Source organism: [Acidovorax] ebreus TPSY (assembly GCF_000022305.1).
GTDB classification, from domain to species: domain Bacteria; phylum Pseudomonadota; class Gammaproteobacteria; order Burkholderiales; family Burkholderiaceae_C; genus Diaphorobacter; species Diaphorobacter nitroreducens.
On sequence record NC_011992.1, the window covers coordinates 2,015,776 to 2,036,401 of the forward strand.

The window sequence follows — 20,626 nt, forward strand, 5'->3', positions numbered from 1 at the left end:
CGGCAGTGCGCCGCCTGTACCCATGTCCCCCACCCTGCTACTGACCGAACAGCTCATCGCCCACCCCTCCGTCACGCCCGACGACGCGGGCTGCCTGGACCTGCTGGCCCGGCGCCTCGCTCCCTTGGGCTTTGCCTGCGAACGACTGGACAGCGGGCCCGAGAACTTCCGCGTCAGCAATTTGTGGTCAAAACGCACTGCAGCGCGCTCTGGACAAGCGCAAGCAGCTACCAAAACAGTAGTATTTGCCGGCCACACCGACGTGGTGCCCACGGGCCCCGTGGAGCAGTGGAGCAGCCCGCCGTTCACCCCCACACACCGGGACGGCCGCCTGTACGGCCGCGGCGCGAGTGACATGAAGGCCTCGATCGCCGCATTCGTCGTCGCGGTCGAGGAGTTCCTGGCCGCCACGCCCGACCCGCGCCTGGATATCGCGCTGCTGCTGACCAGCGACGAGGAAGGCCCCTCGGTGGACGGTACCAAGGTGGTCATTGAGCAGCTGCGCGCGCGCGGGGAGCGGCTGGACTGGTGCATCGTGGGCGAACCCACCTCGGTCGAGCAGACCGGCGACATGATCAAGAACGGCCGCCGCGGCACGCTGTCCGGGCGGCTCACCGTGCGGGGGGTGCAGGGCCACATCGCCTACCCGCAGCTGGCGCGCAACCCCATCCATCAGGCCGTGCCCGCGCTCACCGAGCTCGCCGCCACCGTGTGGGATGAGGGCAACGCCTTCTTTCCGCCGACCAGCTGGCAGATGAGCAACATCCACGGCGGCACCGGCGCGACCAACGTGATCCCCGGCCAGGTGGTGATCGACTTCAACTTCCGCTTCAGCACCGAATCGACCGCCGAAGGGCTGCAGCAGCGCGTGCATGCGGTATTGGACCGCCACGGACTGGAATACGACCTGACCTGGACGCTGGGCGGCCAGCCCTTCCTGACCACGCCGGGCGAACTGGTGCAGGCGGTGCAGCAAGCCATCCGCGCCGAGACCGGTCTGGAAACCGAGCTGTCCACCACCGGCGGCACCAGCGACGGGCGCTTCATTGCACAGATTTGCCCCCAGGTGATCGAGCTGGGCCCGCCCAACGCCAGCATCCACAAGATCGACGAGAACGTGCGCTTGGTCGACATCGAGCCGCTCAAGAACATCTACCGCCGCACGCTCGACCACCTCAACGCACTGGCGGGCGCATGACCGCGGCAGTCCAGGGCGACACCATCGGGGCGCTGGTCGCCAGCGGCGCCGCGCGCCTCACACAGGCCGGCGTGGCCTTCGGCCACGGCACCGCCAACGCGCAGGACGAGGCCGCCTGGCTGGTGCTGTGGCGCCTGGGGCTGCCGCTGGACAGCGTGCTCGACGAGGGGGTCGAAGGTTCAGTGGCAAATCGGCCCGTAACGCCCGCCCATCAAGCGCTGGTAGCTACGCTTTTTGAAGAACGCATCGCCACGCGCAAACCGGCTGCCTACCTCACGCGCGAGGCCTGGTTGCAGGGCGTGCCGTTCTACGTGGACGAGCGCGCCATCGTGCCGCGCAGCTTCATTGCCGAACTGCTGGCCGACGGCAGCATCGACGACTGGCTCAGCGACCAGACGCGCCACGTGCTCGACCTGTGCACCGGCAACGGCAGCCTGGCCGTGCTGGCCGCCATGGCGTATCCCGACGTGCAGGTGACGGGCGCCGACCTCTCGCCCGACGCGCTGGCCGTGGCCCGCATCAACGTGGAGCGGCACGGGCTGCAGGAGCGCATCACGCTGGTCGAGTCCGACGGCCTGGCCGCCCTGCCCGGCCCCTGGGACCTGATCCTGTGCAACCCGCCCTACGTCAACGCCGCCAGCATGGCCCAGCTGCCGCCCGAGTACCGGGCCGAGCCCGAGCTGGCCCTGTCCGGCAATATGCGGGGCGGCCGGGACGGCATGGACTTCATTCGCCAGCTGTTGGCCGACGCCCCGGCGCGCATGAGCGAAGACGCCGTGCTGGTGCTGGAGATCGGCAACGAACGCGAACACTTCGAGACCGCCTTTCCCGACCTGCCCGTGTTCTGGCTGGAGACCAGCGCCGGCAGCGACCAGGTGCTGCTGCTCACGCGCCAGGCCCTGCTCCCACTCGCTCCCGCAAAGTGACGGCGCCGGCCCGGCCGGCCCCCGCCCCGTCCATTGGTTTGACCCATGATCACCCTGAAGAACGTCACGCTGCGCCGCAGCGCCAAGGTATTGCTCGACGGTGTCTCCGTCACCATCAACCCCGGGGAGCATGTCGGCCTGGTCGGGCGTAACGGCGCTGGCAAGTCCACGCTGTTTGCGCTGCTCAATGGTTCGCTGCACGAAGACGGCGGTGACTTCGTCCTGCCCGCGGCCTGGCGCATGGCCCAGGTGGCGCAAAACATGCCAGAGACGGACGAGTCTGCCACCGCCTTCGTGTTGGATGGCGACACTCGCCTGACGGAGCTGCGCCAGGCGCTGCACACGGCCGAGCAGGCGGGTGATGGCATGGCCATCGCCCAGGCGCACTCCGACCTGGCAGACGCCGGTGCGCACGACGCGACCGCACGCGCGCAGGCGCTCATCCTGGGGCTGGGCTTTCAGGTGGCGGAGCTGGAGCGCCCGGTCAACAGCTTCTCCGGCGGTTGGCGCATGCGCCTGCAACTGGCGCGCGCGCTGATGTGCCCCAGCGACCTGCTGCTGCTGGACGAGCCCACCAACCACTTGGACCTGGACGCGCTGGTATGGCTGGAAGCCTGGCTGCAGCGCTACAACGGTACCTTGGTCGTCATCAGCCACGACCGCGAATTCCTCGACGCCGTGACCCAGGTCACGCTGCACATCGATAACGCGCGCCTGACCCGCTACGGCGGCAACTACAGCAAGTTCGAGGAGCTGCGCGCCCAGCAGCTGGAACTGCAGCAGTCGGCCTATGAGCGCCAGCAGGACAAGATCGCGCACCTGCAGAAATTCATCGATCGGTTCAAGGCCAAGGCCACCAAGGCCAAACAGGCACAAAGCCGCGTGAAGGCGCTGGAGCGCATGGAGAAGATCGCCCCCGTGCTGGCCTCGGCCGACTTCACCTTCGAGTTCAAGGAGCCGGCCAACCTGCCCAACCCGATGCTGGCCATCACCGACGCGTCCTTCGGTTATCGCGCCGAGGATGGCAGCGAGACCACCATCCTGCGCCACGTGAACCGCTCGGTACTGGCCGGCCAGCGCATCGGCATTTTGGGCGCCAACGGCCAGGGCAAGTCCACGCTGGTCAAGACCATCGCCCGCACCATGGCGCCGCTCTCCGGCACCCTGACCGAGGGCAAGGGCCTGTCGATCGGCTACTTCGCGCAGCAGGAGCTGGACGTGCTGCGTCCCGGCGATAACCCGCTGGAGCACATGGTGCGCCTGGCGCGCGAACTGGGTGCCCAGGCCCAGGAACCCAGCCGCGAACAGGACCTGCGCAACTTCCTGGGCAGCTTCAACTTCAGCGGCGACATGGTGCACCAGGCCGTGGGCACCATGAGCGGCGGGGAGAAGGCCCGCCTGGTGCTGGCCATGATCGTCTGGCAGCGTCCCAACCTGTTGCTGCTGGACGAGCCCACCAATCACCTGGACCTGGCCACGCGCGAGGCGTTGTCCATGGCGCTCAACGAGTTCGAGGGCACGGTGATGCTGGTCAGCCACGACCGGGCGCTGCTGCGCGCCGTGTGCGATGAGTTCTGGCTGGTGGGCCGGGGTGCCGTGGCGCCCTTCGACGGCGATCTGGACGATTACCAGCGCTACCTGCTTGAGGAGTCCAAGCGCCTGCGCGAACTGGCCCGCGCAGCCGAGCAGGCGGTCGTTGCCGAGGCCGCGCCCCCAACCGCCACTGCCGCCCCTCCCCAGCGCGACGCACGCGAGCAGCGCCGCCAGGAAGCCCAGGCCCGCCAACAGTTGGCCGAGAAAACCCGCCCCCTCAAGCGAGAGCTTGAAAAAATCGACCAGCGCCTGGAAGCCCTGAACCGGGAAAAAGCGCAGTTGGAAGAACGGCTCATGCAGCCGTTGCCCCCCGCGGAGATCGCGGAATGCGGGCGGAGGCTCAAGGACTGCGCCGAAGAGGTGACAGCCCTTGAGGAAAAGTGGCTGGATGTTTCCTCAGCGCTGGAGGAACTGGCGCGCTGAGGGGACACAGGTATTTTTGGTATCTGTATAAAAACAGCCTCCAAGCCTTACGCATAAAGCGCAGACAGCTCCTTTTTCAGGAGTAAATTCTGGGGATATCCCGGGGTTGCATTTTTTTGCAGCGCACTGTCAACGCCCCCCCAGGGGGCCGCGTTGTGGGTACATCTAAGGAGTTTTCCCTATGACCATGACTGCAATCCTCTCTGCCTGGCCCGAAGACGAACGTGACCGCAAGCGCGCCCCGGCCCGCCTGTAAGCGTCCACTCGGCCTGTTCTGAAGGCCGTTCGTTGGAGGAATCGCCGCACTGCGCAATTCCCAGCCACTGCCATGGCCCGCCGGGAGCTACCGGCCCCGATTCACACCGCCCACTTCAGGGTGGAGACAAAAAAAGGAACGTGCCGCCACGTTCCTTTTGCATTTCAAGGCAGCCTTTTCCAGCTGCCGCTAGGTCAGCCCATGTGCAGGCCGCCGTTGACCGAGAAATCCGCCCCGGTGGCATAGCCGCCCTCTTCGGAGGCCAGCCACGAAATGATGGACGCGATCTCGCTGGGCTCGCCCAGGCGCTTCACGGGCACGGTGGCGACGATCTTTTCCAGCACATCCGGGCGGATCGCCTTGACCATGTCGGTGCCGATGTAGCCGGGGCTCACGGTATTCACCGTCACGCCCTTGGTGGCCAGTTCCTGCGCCAGCGCCATCGAAAAACCGTGCATGCCCGCCTTCGCCGCCGAGTAGTTGGTCTGGCCGGCCTGGCCTTTCTCGCCGTTCACGCTGCTGATGTTGATGATGCGGCCCCAGCCCTTGTCCACCATGTCTGCAACGACCTGCTTGGTCACGTTGAACATGCTGTTGAGGTTGGTTTCGATGACAGCGTCCCAGTCCTCGCGCGACATCTTGAGGAACATGCGGTCGCGTGTGATGCCGGCGTTGTTCACCAACACATCCACGCTGCCATGCTCGGCCTTGGCCTGGGTGAAGGCCTCCACCGTGGACTCCCAGTTGCCCACGTTCCCGACCGACGCGTAAAACGTATAGCCCAGCGCCTTTTGCTCGCCCAGCCACTTGTTGTAGTCGCGCGTGGGGCCGCACCCGGCGATGACCTTGAACCCGTCCCGGTGCAGACGCTGACAGATGGCCGTGCCGATGCCCCCCATACCCCCGGTGACGTACGCAACTTTCTGGCTCATGTGTGCTCCTTGGATGTGTCAAAAGTGAATCAGATCAGTGACCACTCTACCCAAGAATTACGACAATACCGAGGAGGAAAACACTGCGCCCCGGCATTATTGTTGCGGCGCAAAAATAGGGCATGATTACCTTTTTACGCGTCGTAGACGACCGTTGATATCGTCCGCGAAAAAAACCCGCAGCGCAGGCTGCGGGTTGGTCGAAGAACTGAGGCGGTGCCGGAATCAGTCGGCGGTGGCTTCTTCGGGCTCTGCCGGTTCGGACTTGGCTCCGCGCTCCTTCTTGGGCACCGGCTGGATATCCAGCAGCACCTCGGAAGTCTCCACGCCCTTGTCGTCCGTCTTGAGCTCAATGTCCACCGTCAGACGCCCGCCTTCGGTCAGACGACCGAAGAGCAGCTCATCCGCCAGCGCCTTGCGGATAGTGTCCTGGATCAAGCGCTGCATGGGGCGCGCGCCCATGAGCGGATCAAAGCCCTTCTTGGCCAAGTGCTTGCGCAGCGCGTCGGTAAAGGTAACTTCCACCTTCTTCTCGGCGAGCTGCTGCTCGAGCTGCAGCAGGAACTTGTCCACCACGCGCAGGATGATCTGCTCATCCAGCGGCTTGAAGCTCACGATGGCATCCAGGCGATTGCGGAACTCGGGCGTGAACAGGCGCTTGATGTCGCCCATCTCGTCGCCCGCCTGGCGCGGATTCGTGAAGCCGATAGCGGCCTTGTTCATGGTCTCGGCGCCCGCGTTCGTCGTCATGATGATGATGACGTTGCGGAAGTCGGCCTTGCGCCCGTTGTTGTCCGTCAGCGTACCGTGGTCCATGACCTGCAGCAGCACGTTGAAGATGTCCGGGTGTGCCTTCTCGATTTCGTCGAGCAGCAGCACGGCGTGCGGCTTCTTGGTGATGGCCTCGGTCAGCAAACCACCCTGGTCGAAGCCCACGTAGCCCGGAGGCGCACCGATGAGGCGGCTCACGGCGTGGCGCTCCATGTACTCCGACATGTCGAAGCGGATCAGGTCCACACCCATGATGTAGGCGAGCTGCTTGGCGGCCTCGGTTTTGCCCACGCCTGTGGGGCCCGAGAACAGGAAGGAGCCGATAGGCTTGTCCGCCTTGCCCAGTCCCGAGCGTGCCATCTTGACGGCGGCGGCGAGCACCTCCAGCGCCTTGTCCTGGCCGAAAACCACGCTCTTGAGGTCGCGCTCAAGCGTCTGCAGCTTGCCGCGGTCGTCATTGGACACGTTGGCAGGCGGAATGCGGGCGATCTTTGCCACGATCTCCTCGATCTCGGCCTTGCCGATGGTCTTCTTGCGCTTGGACGGCGTCAGGATGCGCTGCGCTGCGCCAGCCTCGTCGATCACGTCGATGGCCTTGTCGGGCAGGTGGCGGTCATTGATGTACTTGGCACTCAGCTCGGCCGCGGCCTGCAAGGCGGCGGCGGCGTACTTCACGCTGTGGTGCTCCTCGAAGCGGCTCTTGAGTCCCTTGAGGATGTCGATGGTCTCCTGTACCGTTGGCTCGACCACGTCCACCTTCTGGAAGCGCCGCGACAGCGCCGCGTCCTTTTCGAAGATGCCGCGGTATTCGGTGAAGGTAGTCGCGCCGATGCACTTGAGCTGCCCGCTGGACAGCGCAGGCTTCAGCAGGTTGGACGCATCCAGTGTCCCGCCCGACGCCGCGCCCGCACCGATCAGCGTGTGGATCTCGTCGATGAACAGGATGGCGTTGGGCTTGTCTTTCAGGCTCTTCAAGACGCCCTTGAGGCGCTGCTCGAAGTCGCCGCGGTATTTGGTGCCCGCCAGCAGCGCGCCCATGTCCAGCGAATACACCGTGGCCTCGGCCAGGATCTCGGGCACGTCGTTCTGCGTGATGCGCCAGGCCAGGCCCTCGGCAATCGCGGTCTTGCCCACACCGGCCTCACCCACCAGCAGCGGGTTGTTCTTGCGGCGGCGGCACAGTATCTGGATCGTGCGCTCGACCTCGTAGTTGCGGCCGATCAGGGGGTCGATCTTGCCGTCCTTGGCCGCCTGGTTCAGGTTCTGGGTGTACTGCTCCAGGGGCGACGCTTTTTCACTGCGCTCGCCTTGCGCGCCCTCTTCCCCGTCGGCCTGGCCCTCGGCCTTGGCGGGCTCCGGCGGCTCGCCCTTCTTGATGCCGTGGGCGATGTAGTTCACCACGTCCAGGCGCGTCACGCCCTGCTGGTGCAGGTAGTACACGGCATGGGAGTCCTTTTCGCCGAAGATGGCCACAAGCACGTTGGCGCCCGTGACTTCCTTCTTGCCGTTGCCCGTGGACTGCACGTGCATGATGGCGCGTTGAATCACCCGCTGGAAGCCCAGCGTGGGTTGTGTGTCCACCTCGTCGGTACCGGCGACCTGAGGGGTGTTGTCCTTGATGAAGTTGGTCAGCGATGCGCGCAGATCGTCGATGTTGGCAGCGCATGAACGCAGCACCTCGGCCGCGCTGGGGTTATCGAGCAGTGCCAGCAGCAGATGTTCCACGGTGATGAACTCGTGGCGTTGCTGGCGGGCCTCGACAAAGGCCATGTGCAAGCTGACTTCCAGTTCCTGGGCAATCATGTGAGAACTCCTTTGTGCTTGCGTGTTAGGGATGACTGTAGATCGGGAGCAATGCCCCCTTATTCAACGGGCTCACTCAAACATTGCAGGGGGTGGCCCGCCTTGTGCGCCGCTTCCAGCACCTGGTCCACCTTGGTAGCGGCGACATCGCGCGTATACACGCCACACACGCCTTTGCCGTCCAGATGGATCTTCAGCATGATCTGCGTGGCGGCCTCGCGGTCCTTGTTGAAGAACTCCTGCAACACGACGACGACGAACTCCATGGGGGTGTAGTCGTCGTTGAGCATGACCACCTGATACATCTGGGGCGGCTGGGTCTTCTGTGTACGCCGCTCCAGCACGACCGAACCACCCTCGTCCCAGGACGGAGGGGTGGGAGCCGGCACCGGCGCGGGGATTGGGGGGGTGGTTGCCATGAATTTCATTCTAGCGAGGCCGATGCGGCACCTGAGCAGACCGCACATGGTGCCGCGCAGGCTTTTTTCAAGCGCTGATCACAGTCCTACTCATAGACCACATTCACAGCACCGCTGCCCGCCTGAGCGCTCCACGCGGCCAGCGCAGCATCGCTGGGAAAGAACCGGCTGGCCTCTCCCAACTGCACCTCGGCCGTGGCCGCGCCAGCCGCCGCTGTGCAGCGCAACTGCATGCGCACGCGCAGGCCATGGGTAAGCACCTCGCCGTGCTCGGTTTCCTCCCGTTGCGGAGGATAGTCACGCACCAGCGCCCCGATGTCTGGCAACTGCTGCCCCAGGCACACCTGCAGATAGCGCCCATAGCGTGCCCGCGCACCCGCCAAATCCCAGACCTGCTGCACCTTCATGCGCAGGCCTCCGCTGAAGTGGTCCAACTGCAGCCGACCACTCACCACTACGAATTCATCGTCCTTGAGCAGGCCGGCGTTCGCATTGATCAGCCCTTCGTCGGCGGAAGCCTCGATGACGCCCGACTTGTCGTCCAGCTTGAACAACGCCAGCCTGCCGCGCTGCCCGTTGATGACGCGGTAGTCACTCACGATGCCGGCGACCACCTGCGTCTCGCGGCTGTCCACCAATTCGTCGATAGCAGTGCGCACGAAGCGGCGCACTTCCTGGTGCACTTCATCGAACAGGTGGCCCGAGAGGTAGAAGCCCACCGCGGTCTTCTCCTGCATCAGCCGTTCCTTGATGCCCCAGGGCATCACATCCACCAGATCAGGCTCCTGCGTGCTGGAGCCGATGGCGTCATCGCCCATCATGTCGAACAGCCCGCCTTGGTTGGCGTTGGCGATCTGCGCATTGGCAAACTCGAACGCCCGATCGAGGGATGCCACGAGCGCGGCACGGTTGAGCTGCAGGGCATCGAAGGCGCCCGCCTTGATGAGCGCCTCCACCGTGCGCTTGTTGACGCGCGTGCGGTCCACGCGTACGCAAAAGTCAAACAAGCTCTTGAAAGGCCCCCGGGTTGCGCCCTGTGGGCCCACGCCCTGCCCTTCGCGTGCAGCGATGATGGCCTCGATCGCCTGCTGTCCCGTGCCCTTGACTGCGCCCAGGCCATAGCGGATGACCTTGTCCGTCACCGGCTCGAAGCGGTAATTGCCGCGGTTGATGTCCGGCGGCTCGAAGGTCATGCCGAAATGTTTGACCGCATCTTCATAGAGCACCTTGAGCTTGTCGGTGTCGTCCATTTCCACGGTCATATTGGCGCAGTAAAACTCCGCCGTGTAGTGCACCTTGAGCCACCCGGTGTGGTAGGCCAGCAGCGAATAGGCGGCGGCGTGCGACTTGTTGAAGCCGTAACCCGCAAACTTTTCCATCAGGTCGAAGACCTCGTCGGCCTTGTCCTGACTGATACCCTTTTCGGCTGCACCCTTGCGGAAGATGGCACGGTGCTCGGCCATTTCCTCGGCCTTTTTCTTGCCCATGGCGCGGCGCAGCATGTCGGCGCCGCCGAGCGAGTAACCACCCAGCACCTGCGCCGTCTGCATCACCTGCTCCTGGTAGACCATGATGCCGTAGGTCTCGGCCAGCACGGGCTCCACCAGCGGATGCGGGTACTCCACCACCTCCTTGCCGTGCTTGCGGTTCACGAAGCTGGGAATCAGGTCCATGGGGCCGGGCCGGTACAGGGCATTCAAGGCGATTAGGTCTTCCAGCCTGCTTGGGCGCGCTTCCTTGAGCATGCCTTGCATGCCCCGGCTTTCAAACTGGAACACGGCTTCTGTCTTGCCGTCCGAGAACAGTTTGTAGGTCGCAGCATCGTCCAGGGGAATGTTCTCGAACGCGAAGTTTTCCTGCCCTTTGTGACGCTGCATGATGAACTCACGCGCGATTTCCAGGATGGTCAGCGTCGCCAAGCCCAGGAAGTCGAATTTCACCAGGCCGATGGCCTCCACGTCGTCCTTGTCGTACTGGCTCACCGCCGATTCGCTGCCTGGCTGCTGGTACAGCGGGCAGAAATCGGTCAGTTTGCCCGGCGCGATCAGCACGCCGCCGGCGTGCATGCCAATATTGCGCGTCATCCCTTCGAGCTTTTGCGCCATCTCGATGATGGTGCGCACGTCCTCCTCCTTGCGCACGCGCTCGTACAGGATGGGTTCCAACTCCAGGGCGTAGTTGTTCTTGTCCCCTTCCTTCTTGGGCTCTGGCGGGTAGGCCAGCGTATAGGTCTGGCCGGGTTTGCCGGGCACCAGCTTCGAGATACCGTCACAGAACGTGTAGCTCATATCCATCACCCGCCCCACGTCGCGGATGGCAGCCTTGGCCGCCATCGTGCCGAACGTGGCGATCTGGCTCACGGCCTCCTTGCCGTACTTGTCCTTCACATAGTCGATCACGCGGTCGCGGTTGGCCTGGCAAAAATCGATGTCGAAGTCGGGCATGGACACCCGCTCGGGGTTCAGGAAGCGCTCGAACAGCAGGTTGTATTGCAGCGGATCCAGATCCGTGATCTTGAGCGCATAGGCCACGAGCGAGCCCGCACCCGAGCCGCGCCCGGGGCCCACCGGGCAGCCGTTCTTCTTGGCCCACTGGATGAAGTCACCCACGATGAGGAAGTAGCCGGGAAAGCCCATCTTCAGGATCGTGCCCAGTTCAAACTCCAGCCGCTCCTGGTAGCGGGGGCGCTGGCGGTCGCGCTCGGCGGTGTCCGGGTACAGGTGCAGCAGCCGCTCCTCCAGGCCCTCGTGGGACGCGTGGCGGAAGTACTGCTCCATCGTCATCCCACCCGGAATGGGGAAGTTCGGCAGTTGCGGCTTGCCCAGCACCAGCGACACATTGCAGCGCTTGGCCACCTCCACGGTGTTGGCGAGGGCGCTGGGTACGTCGGCGAACAGCGCTTCCATCTCGGCACTGCTCTTGAAATACTGCTCGCGCGTGAAACGGCGCACGCGCCGCGGATTCGCCAAGATCTCGCCCTCGGCAATGCACACGCGCGCCTCGTGCGCCTCGTAATCGTCCGGCGTTGCGAACTGCACCGGGTGGGTGGCTACCACCGGCAGGGCCAGGCGCGCGGCAAGCTGTACCGCCGCGGTGACATGGGCTTCGTCGTCAGGGCGTCCGGCGCGCTGGACCTCCAGGTAGAAGCGGTGCGGGAAGATGCCCGCCAGACGCAGCGCCAGCTGCGCAGCTCCGGCGTCATCGCCCTTCATGAGCGCCTGCCCCACGGGACCGGCCTGCGCTCCAGCGAGGGCTATCAGGCCGTCGCCCAATTCCTGCAGCCACTCCCAGGTGCACAGCGCCTGGTTCCTGACGATGTTGCGCGTCCACGCGCGGGCCAGCAGTTCGGAGAGGTTCAGATACCCGGTGCGGTTCTGCACCAGCAGCACCATGCGCGAGGGTGCGCCTGCCGCTTCGCCCTCCAGGTAGATTTCGGCGCCCAGGATGGGCTTGACGCCCTTGCCCCGGCCTTCCTTGTAAAACTTGATCGCGCCGAACAGGTTGTTCAGATCCGTGATCGCCAGGGCGGGCTGGCCGTCTTTCGCCGCCGCCTTGACGACCTCGTCGATACGGGTGGTTCCGTCCACGACGGAAAATTCAGTGTGCAAGCGCAAGTGGACAAACATGCGGCATTGTAGGAACGCGGGCATGTCCCATGCTTGCTCAGGGCCCCGCGCGCAGCATCCTTACAATGGCGCAATGCGGCCGCTCCATGGAGGTGCCGCCGCCGTCGCATACCCTTAATCCAAGAGCTGCCGCCATGCCGCGTTTTCCCCTGCCTTTGATTTCTGCCCTGCTCGCCGCCGGCCTGCTGGCTGCCTGCTCCAGCACGCCTGAAGACAAGACCGCTGGCTGGAGCACCGACAAGATTTATTCGGAAGCACGCGACGAGCTCAATGGCGGCTCTTACGACAAAGCCGTGCCGCTGCTGGAAAAGCTGGAAGGACGCGCCGCCGGCACGCCGTTGGCACAACAGGCCCAGTTGGAAAAGGCCTACGCGCAATACAAGGGCGGCGAGAAGGCGCAGGCTATTGCCACGCTGGACCGCTTCATGAAACTGCACCCCGCCAGCCCAGCGTACGACTATGCGCTGTACCTCAAAGGCTTGGTGAACTTCAACGACAACCTGGGCCTGTTCTCGTGGCTCTCGCGCCAGGACCTGTCGGAGCGCGACCAGAAGGCTGCCAAGGACTCGTTCGAGTCCTTCCGCGAACTGGTGACCCGCTTCCCCGAGTCGCGCTACACGCCCGACGCCCGCCAGCGCATGACCTACATCGTCAACTCGCTGGCGCAGTACGAGGTACACGTGGCGCGCTACTACTATGAACGCGGCGCGTACGTGGCCGCCGTGAGCCGCGCGCAGAGTGCCGTTGCCGACTACAAGGATGTTCCAGCGACGGAAGAGGCTCTGTACATCCTGGTTCGGTCGTACGACGCGCTGGGACTCACGCAACTGCGTGACGACACCCGCCGCGTGATGGATGCTTCCTATCCTCAGAGCAGCCTGCCGCAGACGGGATTCAAGGCGAAGGCGAACCCCTGGTGGAAGTTCTGGTAAGGGCATCCAGCGCCGCGCCGAACTCTTCCTGCGTATGCAGCCTCCGCATGGGGGGCAATGCCCGCAGCAGAGGCTTGCCATAGCCCTTGTGCAACAGACGTGTGTCGGCGATGACCAGTATGCCGTGGTCGTTCTCGTTGCGGATCAGCCGGCCGGCCCCCTGCTTGAGCGCCACTGCCGCCGATGGCAGGGCGTGTCTGCGGAACACGTTGCCACCCTGGTCCGCCAGCCGCCGTGCCTGCGCCTGCTCCCACGGGTCACCCGGAGCGGGGAATGGCAGCTTGTCGATCACCACCATCTGCAGGGCCTCGCCCGGCACGTCGATCCCCTCCCAGAACGACGCCGCCCCCACGAGCACATGGCCCGCCGGCCGGCCGCTCGCGTCAAGCTGGGCACGAAAGCGCTCCACCATGCGCGACCGTGAGGCATGTCCCTGCACCAGCACCTCGATGCCGCCGCCGGGCGCGAACCGGCGGCATAGCTCATCCGCGATCACCGCAAGCGCCCGCAGACTGGTGGTCAACACCAGCGTATGCCCGCCAAGCCGTGCTACGGCATCACCCACCCAGCGCGCAAGCTGAACGCTGTGCCCCGCGTCGGAAGGCAGCGGGAGTGCGGGTGGCACATACAGCGCCGCCTGCCGCGCGTAGTCGAAGGGGCTAGGCACCTGCAGGGTACGAGCACCCTCCAAACCACAGGCATCGGTGAACCAGCGCAGGTCCTTGCCATCGCCCAGCGTGGCGGAGGTATAGATCCACGAACGCGGTGCGGACGCGGCAGGCGGTTCGTCGCTCTCGTCCCAGGCGCCCTCCGTGGGGGGCTTTCCCTTCCATAGCGTGCGCAGGGCGCCGGCCACATCCAGGGGTGTTTCCACCATGCGCAACGCGCCTGCAGATTCAACCCAGCGCACCGTGCCAGCTTCCGCAGAGGAACAGAAATGCAGTACACGCTCCAGCAACGCAACCGTCCGGCTGTGCAGGTGGGCCAGATCGGGAGCGTGCTGCGCCACGCCGTCCAGTGCGGCCAGCACCGCGCGGAGTGCCGCCACCACCCCCTCCAGCGCACCGTCCCAGGCTGACGCATCCAAGGCCTCGGGTGTGACGCCCGTCCAGGCGATGCGGGAGCCGGCTGCATCGGCAGCTTCGCCCGGAGCGACCGCCAGGCGCAGCGCGTGCGCGCACTGGCGCAGGTGCTGGAGCAACCCCTGCCAATCCGCAGCGCCGCGCGCATGCCGCGCCCCAGCCGCCACCACATCCTGCCCAAGTTGCAGCAGCTGGCTGGTGCTGACATGCGTGCCCAGGAACTGGGCCGCGGTCTCGGCCAACCGATGGGCTTCATCGAACACCACGACCCCGGTGTCTGGTAGCAGTTGCGCGGCCCCCGCCCCCTGCGCACCGAGGTCCGCAAAGAAAAGGTGGTGGTTGATGATGAGCACATCCGCCGCCTGCGCGTCGTGCCGTGCCCGGTAGACATGGCATTGGCGCAACCGCGGGCACCCGGAACCCAGGCAGTTGTCCACCGTCGAAGTGACCTGCCTCCAGGCGGCTGAGTATTCATCCAGACCGGGGACCTCCGCCAGGTCTCCGCTGCGCGTGGACTGGGCCCATCGCTCAACACACGCCAGATCGTGGGCGACTGCTTCGTCATGCCCCTCCCCGTCGCGACGCGCCTGCTCCAGTCGGTAAAGGCAAAGGTAATTGGCCCGGCCTTTGAGGGCCGCTACGCGTAGCGGAAGCGCCAGCGCCTGCTGCAGCAGCGGCAGGTCGCGCGTCAACAGTTGGTCCTGCAGTGTCTTGGTGGCCGTGGAAATGAGCACACGCTCGCCGCTCAGCAGTGCGGGAACCAAATAGGCAAAGGTCTTGCCAATCCCCGTTCCCGCTTCCACCACCAGTGACTCCCGGGCGTTGATGGCCTGCGCCACAGCGAGGGCCATGGCCGCCTGCCCCGGGCGGGAACGCAGATCAGGCCGCACACGCGCCAGGGGTCCGTCGGGCGCAAACACCGGGAGGACGAGATCGCTCAAGGACATGCGCCGCGGGCCAAAAGAAGTGTCAGAAAGGAATGGCCCTGCACCGGCCGTGATGCTCTAAAAACACAAGCAGACGCACCAGCGATGACAAGGCCCGGGAGTTGATCATAATAGGCGGCTCCCCCCGCTTTCGCGACTGCGAGGCGGCCTTTCGTCCTCCGCTCCAATCCCATGACCAAAGCGTTCCGCCTCATTGCGTCGACCGGCATCCACAAGGGTGACCGCGAGTACCAGCAAGACCAGGTCGCCCTGCTGTCGCACCCGCGTTTCAATGGATGCGTACTGGGCGTGGTGGCCGATGGCATGGGTGGCCGCAGCGGAGGACGCAAGGCGTCCGACCAGGTGATGCTCACCGCGCGCCAGTTGTTTGAACGCTACTCGCCAGAAACGGACGACGCCGCCGCCCTGCTCAAGCACATCGTGGAGGAGGCGCACATCGTGATCCGCCTCACCGCGATTTCCGCGGAACAGGAGCCACACAGCACCATCGCGGCATTCGTGATCAACCCACGCGGCGATTGCCACTGGGCCCACGCAGGGGACTCGCGCATCTACCACTTTCAGGGGGGGCGGCTGGTGTTCCGCACCAGCGACCACTCCTATGTGCAGGCGCTCGTGGACCGTGGCGAGATCACGGAAGCCGAGGCCAACACCCACCCCCACTCCAACATCCTCGTCGGCTGTCTGGGCACCGAGAGCGACCCTCCCATCACCACCCACCTGATTCCGCAGATGCAGCCGGGCGACGTGCTGTTGGCTTGCAGCGACGGCGTGTGGCACTACTTCTCACCTGCGGAACTGGCGTCGGTCCTGGATTCGCTGACGCCGCGCGAGGCCACCGAGTTCCTCATCGACAAGGCGCGCTCGCGCGCACGCGGGGGCGGCGACAACCTGTCGCTCGCCATCGTGAAGATCGAAACGCTGGTAGAGGAAAAGAAGCCTCCACGCTTGGCGCAACTCACACCCGCCACCTAAAACGCGCGTGGAAGACGGCCCCGCATGGGCCGTGGCGTCCACCGGGCCCTAAAGGGCACTCAACGGTCGCTGCTCGCGGCCGGGGCCGGCGGCGGCAATGCCGGCGACGGCTTGCGGCCGGCCGCCTCGGCTTGCTGGCGCTCAAGGCGTTCGCGGCGCTCACGTGCTTTCTGCTGCTTGGCCTCGTAGCGGGCGCGGGAATCCTGGATGCGCTGGGGCTGCGTTTGCTCACGGCGTTGCACATCGGCCGCATGCTCGGCTGCGCGGCGGCTCTGCTGCTGCGCACGGTCGCGCGCCTCCTGCTCGCGGGGCTTCTGCGGCGCGTTGCGGGGCGCCACCCGCATCGGGGCGGGACGCTCCCCGGCTTCCAGTTTCTGGCGTTGCTCCTGCTTGCGCTCCTCGATTGCTTGCAGGCGTTGCCCCGCCTTCTCCCGGCGCTCCGCATCGTTGATCTGCACTTCCTGGCGGTGCAGCACGTTGTCGGCCTCACGTGCCTGTACACGCACCCTGCGCAGGCAATCCTCCACGGCAAATTGCTGGTAGCAAGCCGCCTCGCCGCGCTCACGCTGCGCCTCGATCTCCCGGCGCTGCGCCTGGATGTGCTCACGCTGGGTCTGGCGCTGCCGCTGCGCCTGCGCTGCATCGGTCACTGGAGCGTCGGCAGCCCGCGCCGCCAGGGGAGGCAGCGCTGCCCCACCCACGCACAGGAGGGCTGCGGCAAGAAAGCGGGAAGGCAGTGCAGGCATCAGGTCAGTCCGGTATCGACGACGCGCCGCTCAAGCGCCAGGAATTCCTTGGATTGCATCTCGTTGAGGCGCGAAATGGTGCGTGGAAACTCATGCGCCAGGGGGCCTTCCGTATAGAGCTGCTCGGGCGGCACGGCGGCGGAGACGACGAGTTTCACGCGCCTATCGTAGAGCACGTCTACCAGCCAGGTAAACCGGCGCGCGGGCGACGCCATGCTGACAGGCATGTAGGGCACGTTGGACAGCAGCACCGTGTGGAATTGCGAGGCGATTTCCAGATAGTCGTTCTGCGACCGCGGGCCCATGCACAGCTCGCGGAAGTCGAACCACACCACGCCGCCCGCACGGCGGATGGCCTTGATCTCGCGCGCCTCAATGTGCAGCACCGGGTCTTCGTCACGCACTTCGGCCAGCTGCTCGAAGGCGTGCTGCATGGCCGCGTCCGCCGCGGGGCCCAGGGGCGTGTGGTAGAGCTCGACCAGCTCCAGCGCACGGCGCCGATAGTCCGTGCCGTTGTCCACGTTCACCACCTCCATGCGCTCGTTGAGCAGGTCGATGGCGGGCAGGATGCGGTCGCGGTGCAGGCCGCCCGGGTACAGTTCGTCGGGCTTGAAGTTGGAAGTGGTGACAAAGCCCACGTCGTTGTCGAACAGCGCCGCCAGCAGGCGGTGCAGGATCATCGCGTCGGTGATGTCCGCGACGTGAAACTCGTCAAAACAAATCAGCTTATAGCGCTTGGCGATGCGCGCACCCAGCACATCCAGGGGGTTCTGCGTCCCCTGCAGGCCAGCCAGCTCACGGTGCACTTCGCGCATGAATTCGTGAAAGTGCAGACGCACCTTGCGCTTGATGGGTACGGCGTTGAAGAAGCAGTCCATGAGGAAGCTCTTACCCCGCCCCACACCGCCATACATGTACACGCCCCGCGGCACCTGGGGCCGGTTGATGAGCTTCTTCAGCGTGTTGGAGCGGCGCTGCTTGTACGCTCCCCATTCCTGGGCACAACGCTCCAGCGCATCCACGGCCCGCAACTGGGCCGGATCGCTCTTGAAGCCCTTGGCGGCCAGCTCGGCCTCGTACGCCTGCCTGACGTTCACCCGCATGTTATCCCTATGCTTCAAAAACAATAGCTTCCAGCGCTTGTGTGACAAGCGCTGGAAGCCATTTTTGCCTCAAATTATCAGAAATTGAGGGTGCGCTTGTCCACGGCCAGCGCCGCTTCCTTGGTGGCTTCGGACAGCGAAGGGTGGGCATGGCAGATGCGCGCAATGTCTTCGCTCGATGCCTTGAACTCCATGGCGACCACGGCTTCGGCGATCAGTTCGGAAGCCATCGGACCGACGATGTGCACGCCCAGGATTTCGTCCGTGGCGGCGTCGGCCAGGAACTTCACCATGCCGGTGGTGTCGCCCAGCGCGCGCGCGCGGCCATTGGCCAGGAACGGGAAGGTGCCCGCCTTGTACTTCACGCCGTCGGCCTTGAGCTGCTGCTCGGTGCGTCCGACCCAGGCGATCTCGGGGCTGGTGTAGATGACCCAGGGGATGGTGTTGAAGTTGACATGGCCGTGCTGGCCAGCCATGCGCTCGGCCACGGCCACGCCCTCTTCCTCGGCCTTGTGCGCCAGCATGGGGCCGCGCACCACGTCGCCCACCGCCCACACGCCGGGCAGGTTGGTCTTGCAGTCGCCATCAACCACCACGGCGCCGCGCTCATCCAGCTTCAGGCCCACCCCTTCGGCATTCAGGCCGGTGGTGTTGGGCACGCGACCGATGGAGACGATCAGCTTGTCCACTTCCAACGCCTGGGCCTCGCCCTTGGCGTTGGTGTAGGCGATGCTCACGCCCTTTTTGCCAGCCTTGACTTCGCCAATCTTCACGCCCAGCTCGATCTTCAGGCCTTGCTTGTCGAAGGCCTTCTTGGCCTCCTTGGCGATCTGCTCGTCCACCGCGCCCAGGAACGTGGGCAAGCCTTCCAGAATGGTCACGTCGGCACCCAGGCGGCGCCACACGCTGCCCATTTCCAGGCCGATCACGCCGGAGCCGATCACGCCCAGCTTCTTCGGCACGCTGCCGATGGCGAGCGCGCCGTCGTTGGACAGGATCTGCTCTTCGTCGAAGGCCGCACCGGGCAGCGCACGTGCGTTGGATCCGGTGGCCACGATGACCTGCTTGGCGGTCAGCGTTTCTTCGGCCTTGCCGGTGACCTTGATTTCATAGCCGCCGTCCACCGCCTTCACGAAGGAGCCGCGGCCGTGGAAGAAGGTCACCTTGTTCTTCTTGAACAGGTACAGGATGCCGTCGTTGTTCTGCTTCACGACGTTGTCCTTGCGGGCAATCATCTTGGCCACGTCCATCTTCACGCCCGTGGCGGTGATGCCGTGGTCGGCAAAGTGCAGGTTGGCATGTTCGAAATGCTCGGACGACTGCAGCAGCGCCTTGGAGGGAATGCAGCCCACGTTGGTGCAGGTACCGCCGGGTGCAGCGCCGCCAGCGGCGTTCTTCCACTCGTCGATACAGGCCACATTCATGCCCAACTGGGCGGCGCGGATGGCGGCGATGTAGCCGCCAGGGCCTGCGCCGATCACGATGACATCAAATTGCTTGCTCATGGTTCAAAAACAGTATCTGGTGATGAGAAAAAACCCACCGCTGGACCGGGCCGGGGGTGGGTTTTCGTATGCGTCGAACCCTGTGGGAATTACAGGTCGAACAACAGGCGCGACGGGTCTTCCAGCGCGTCCTTCATAGCCACGAGGCCCAGCACGGCTTCGCGGCCGTCGATGATGCGGTGGTCATAAGACATGGCCAGGTAGTTCATCGGACGCACCACGACCTGGCCGTTTTCGACCACGGCGCGGTCCTTGGTGGCGTGCACGCCCAGGATGGCCGACTGCGGCGGGTTGATGATGGGGGTGGACATCATCGAGCCGAAGGTGCCGCCGTTGGAGATGGAGAACGTGCCACCGGTCATCTCTTCGATGCCCAGCTTGCCGTCGGCCGCCTTCTTGCCGAATTCGGCGATCTTCTTTTCGATGTCGGCAAAGCTCATCTGGTCTGCGTTGCGCAGGATGGGCACCACCAGGCCGCGCGGCGAGCCCACGGCGATACCGATGTCGAAGTAGCCGTGGTAGACGATGTCGTTGCCGTCCACCGAGGCGTTGAGCACCGGGTACTTCTTGAGGGCATGCACCGCGGCCTTTACGAAGAAGGACATGAAGCCCAGCTTCACGCCGTGCTCCTTGGTGAATGCGTCCTGGAACTTCTTGCGCAGGTCCATCACCGGCGCCATGTTCACTTCGTTGAACGTGGTGAGGATGGCGTTGGTGGACTGCGATTGCAGCAGACGCTCGGCCACGCGGGCACGCAAGCGGCTCATGGGCACGCGCTGCTCGGGGCGCTCGCCCAGATCAGCAGCGGACGACGGGGCTGCTACCTGGGGCAGCGCCTTGGTGGGCACGCCGGTGGGGATCACGGCGGCCGTCGACTTCACGCCGCCTGCCACTGCGGCCAGCACATCGCCCTTGGTCACGCGTCCGTCCTTGCCGGAGCCCGTCACATCGCCGACCGACAGGTTGTTGTCGGCCAGCAGCTTGGCGGCGGCCGGCATGGCCACGTCGCCCTTGCTGCCGCCAGCAGCGGCAGGCGCAGCGGCCGCCGGGGCAGATGCCGCTGCGGGCGCCGGTGCAGCGGCAGCAGCTGCCGGCGCGGCCGCGCCGGCCTTGCCCTCGGTGTCGATCTTGGCGATGACCTGGTCGGAGGCCACGGTGCCGCCGTCGGCGACCACGATCTCGGCCATCACGCCGGCGGCCGGTGCGGGCACTTCCAGCACCACCTTGTCGGTCTCGATTTCGATCAGGATTTCATCGATTGCCACGGCCTCGCCGGGCTTCTTCTTCCACTGCAGCAGGGTGGCTTCGGCCACGGACTCGGACAGCTGGGGGACTTTGACTTCTACGATAGCCATGTGATTCTTTCCAAAGAGGGTTCTGTACTGAAGG

General features: G+C 65.2%; 14 protein-coding genes. 5 read left to right on the forward strand and 9 right to left on the reverse strand.

Annotation, left to right across the window (positions count from 1 at the left end; all coding sequences use genetic code 11):
• The first annotated feature begins 22 nt into the window (after positions 1-22).
• Genes dapE through DTPSY_RS09515 form a run of 3 tightly spaced genes read left to right on the forward strand, consistent with a single transcriptional unit; the run spans position 23 to position 4,140 of the window.
• Positions 23-1,198 carry a succinyl-diaminopimelate desuccinylase gene (gene dapE, locus DTPSY_RS09505; protein WP_015913413.1) on the forward strand — a complete coding sequence of 392 codons (1,176 nt, stop codon included), beginning with the start codon at positions 23-25 and terminating at the stop codon, positions 1,196-1,198.
• Positions 1,195-2,124 carry a 50S ribosomal protein L3 N(5)-glutamine methyltransferase gene (gene prmB, locus DTPSY_RS09510; RefSeq protein ID WP_015913414.1) on the forward strand — a complete coding sequence of 310 codons (930 nt, stop codon included), beginning with the start codon at positions 1,195-1,197 and terminating at the stop codon, positions 2,122-2,124. Before dapE ends, prmB begins: the two co-directional genes overlap by 4 nt.
• Positions 2,125-2,169: 45 nt before the next feature.
• Positions 2,170-4,140 carry an ABC-F family ATP-binding cassette domain-containing protein gene (locus tag DTPSY_RS09515; protein ID WP_015913415.1) on the forward strand — a complete coding sequence of 657 codons (1,971 nt, stop codon included), beginning with the start codon at positions 2,170-2,172 and terminating at the stop codon, positions 4,138-4,140.
• Between the two features lie 450 nt (positions 4,141-4,590).
• On the opposite strand, the gene phbB is transcribed toward DTPSY_RS09515, so the two are convergent.
• From phbB to dnaE, 4 genes are all read right to left on the reverse strand, one after another.
• Complete coding sequence (gene phbB / locus DTPSY_RS09520) at positions 4,591-5,328, reverse strand: acetoacetyl-CoA reductase (protein ID WP_015913416.1); 738 nt, start codon at positions 5,326-5,328, stop codon at positions 4,591-4,593.
• 225 nt (positions 5,329-5,553) lie between these two features.
• A complete protein-coding gene (gene clpA, locus DTPSY_RS09525) occupies positions 5,554-7,902 on the reverse strand; it encodes an ATP-dependent Clp protease ATP-binding subunit ClpA (RefSeq protein ID WP_011805095.1) in 2,349 nt (782 codons plus the stop codon).
• 59 nt (positions 7,903-7,961) lie between these two features.
• Positions 7,962-8,330, reverse strand: a complete 369-nt coding sequence (gene clpS / locus DTPSY_RS09530) for an ATP-dependent Clp protease adapter ClpS (RefSeq protein ID WP_015913417.1) — start codon at positions 8,328-8,330, stop codon at positions 7,962-7,964.
• Between the two features lie 77 nt (positions 8,331-8,407).
• The gene (dnaE, locus tag DTPSY_RS09535; RefSeq protein WP_015913418.1) at positions 8,408-11,947 is read right to left on the reverse strand and encodes a DNA polymerase III subunit alpha; all 3,540 of its coding nucleotides are present in this window, start codon (positions 11,945-11,947) and stop codon (positions 8,408-8,410) included.
• Between the two features lie 134 nt (positions 11,948-12,081).
• Here dnaE and DTPSY_RS09540 point away from each other — a divergent pair, with 134 nt between their 5' ends.
• Complete coding sequence (locus DTPSY_RS09540) at positions 12,082-12,879, forward strand: outer membrane protein assembly factor BamD (protein WP_015913419.1); 798 nt, start codon at positions 12,082-12,084, stop codon at positions 12,877-12,879.
• Here DTPSY_RS09540 and yoaA read toward each other — a convergent pair.
• Positions 12,842-14,908 carry a DNA repair helicase YoaA gene (gene yoaA, locus DTPSY_RS09545; protein ID WP_015913420.1) on the reverse strand — a complete coding sequence of 689 codons (2,067 nt, stop codon included), beginning with the start codon at positions 14,906-14,908 and terminating at the stop codon, positions 12,842-12,844. The genes DTPSY_RS09540 and yoaA overlap by 38 nt on opposite strands.
• A 171-nt stretch (positions 14,909-15,079) precedes the next feature.
• Between yoaA and DTPSY_RS09550 the strand changes: the two genes are divergently transcribed.
• The gene (locus DTPSY_RS09550; RefSeq protein ID WP_011805090.1) at positions 15,080-15,883 is read left to right on the forward strand and encodes a PP2C family protein-serine/threonine phosphatase; all 804 of its coding nucleotides are present in this window, start codon (positions 15,080-15,082) and stop codon (positions 15,881-15,883) included.
• Positions 15,884-15,942: 59 nt separating this feature from the next.
• On the opposite strand, the gene DTPSY_RS09555 is transcribed toward DTPSY_RS09550, so the two are convergent.
• From DTPSY_RS09555 to odhB, 4 genes are all read right to left on the reverse strand, one after another.
• Entirely contained in the window at positions 15,943-16,629 is a 687-nt protein-coding gene (locus DTPSY_RS09555; RefSeq protein ID WP_015913421.1) for a hypothetical protein, read from the reverse strand.
• Positions 16,629-17,726: a cell division protein ZapE gene (gene zapE / locus DTPSY_RS09560; RefSeq protein WP_041836257.1), complete on the reverse strand. Its 1,098-nt coding sequence runs from the start codon at positions 17,724-17,726 to the stop codon at positions 16,629-16,631. Before zapE ends, DTPSY_RS09555 begins: the two co-directional genes overlap by 1 nt.
• 83 nt (positions 17,727-17,809) lie before the next feature.
• Positions 17,810-19,237, reverse strand: a complete 1,428-nt coding sequence (gene lpdA, locus DTPSY_RS09565; protein ID WP_015913422.1) for a dihydrolipoyl dehydrogenase — start codon at positions 19,235-19,237, stop codon at positions 17,810-17,812.
• An 89-nt stretch (positions 19,238-19,326) separates the two neighbouring features.
• Positions 19,327-20,592, reverse strand: coding sequence for a 2-oxoglutarate dehydrogenase complex dihydrolipoyllysine-residue succinyltransferase (gene odhB / locus DTPSY_RS09570; RefSeq protein ID WP_015913423.1), 1,266 nt, complete (start codon positions 20,590-20,592; stop codon positions 19,327-19,329).
• Positions 20,593-20,626: the final 34 nt, after the last annotated feature.

Coding starts and splice junctions, on each gene's coding strand:
- prmB (WP_015913414.1), top strand. CDS start 1,195: ATGACCGCGGCAGTCCAGGGCGACACCATCGGGGCGCTGGTCGCCAGC.
- clpS (WP_015913417.1), bottom strand. CDS start 8,330: ATGAAATTCATGGCAACCACCCCCCCAATCCCCGCGCCGGTGCCGGCT.
- DTPSY_RS09515 (WP_015913415.1), top strand. CDS start 2,170: ATGATCACCCTGAAGAACGTCACGCTGCGCCGCAGCGCCAAGGTATTG.
- odhB (WP_015913423.1), bottom strand. CDS start 20,592: ATGGCTATCGTAGAAGTCAAAGTCCCCCAGCTGTCCGAGTCCGTGGCC.
- DTPSY_RS09550 (WP_011805090.1), top strand. CDS start 15,080: ATGACCAAAGCGTTCCGCCTCATTGCGTCGACCGGCATCCACAAGGGT.
- dapE (WP_015913413.1), top strand. CDS start 23: ATGTCCCCCACCCTGCTACTGACCGAACAGCTCATCGCCCACCCCTCC.
- dnaE (WP_015913418.1), bottom strand. CDS start 11,947: ATGTTTGTCCACTTGCGCTTGCACACTGAATTTTCCGTCGTGGACGGA.
- clpA (WP_011805095.1), bottom strand. CDS start 7,902: ATGATTGCCCAGGAACTGGAAGTCAGCTTGCACATGGCCTTTGTCGAG.
- phbB (WP_015913416.1), bottom strand. CDS start 5,328: ATGAGCCAGAAAGTTGCGTACGTCACCGGGGGTATGGGGGGCATCGGC.
- lpdA (WP_015913422.1), bottom strand. CDS start 19,237: ATGAGCAAGCAATTTGATGTCATCGTGATCGGCGCAGGCCCTGGCGGC.
- DTPSY_RS09555 (WP_015913421.1), bottom strand. CDS start 16,629: ATGCCTGCACTGCCTTCCCGCTTTCTTGCCGCAGCCCTCCTGTGCGTG.
- DTPSY_RS09540 (WP_015913419.1), top strand. CDS start 12,082: ATGCCGCGTTTTCCCCTGCCTTTGATTTCTGCCCTGCTCGCCGCCGGC.
- yoaA (WP_015913420.1), bottom strand. CDS start 14,908: ATGTCCTTGAGCGATCTCGTCCTCCCGGTGTTTGCGCCCGACGGACCC.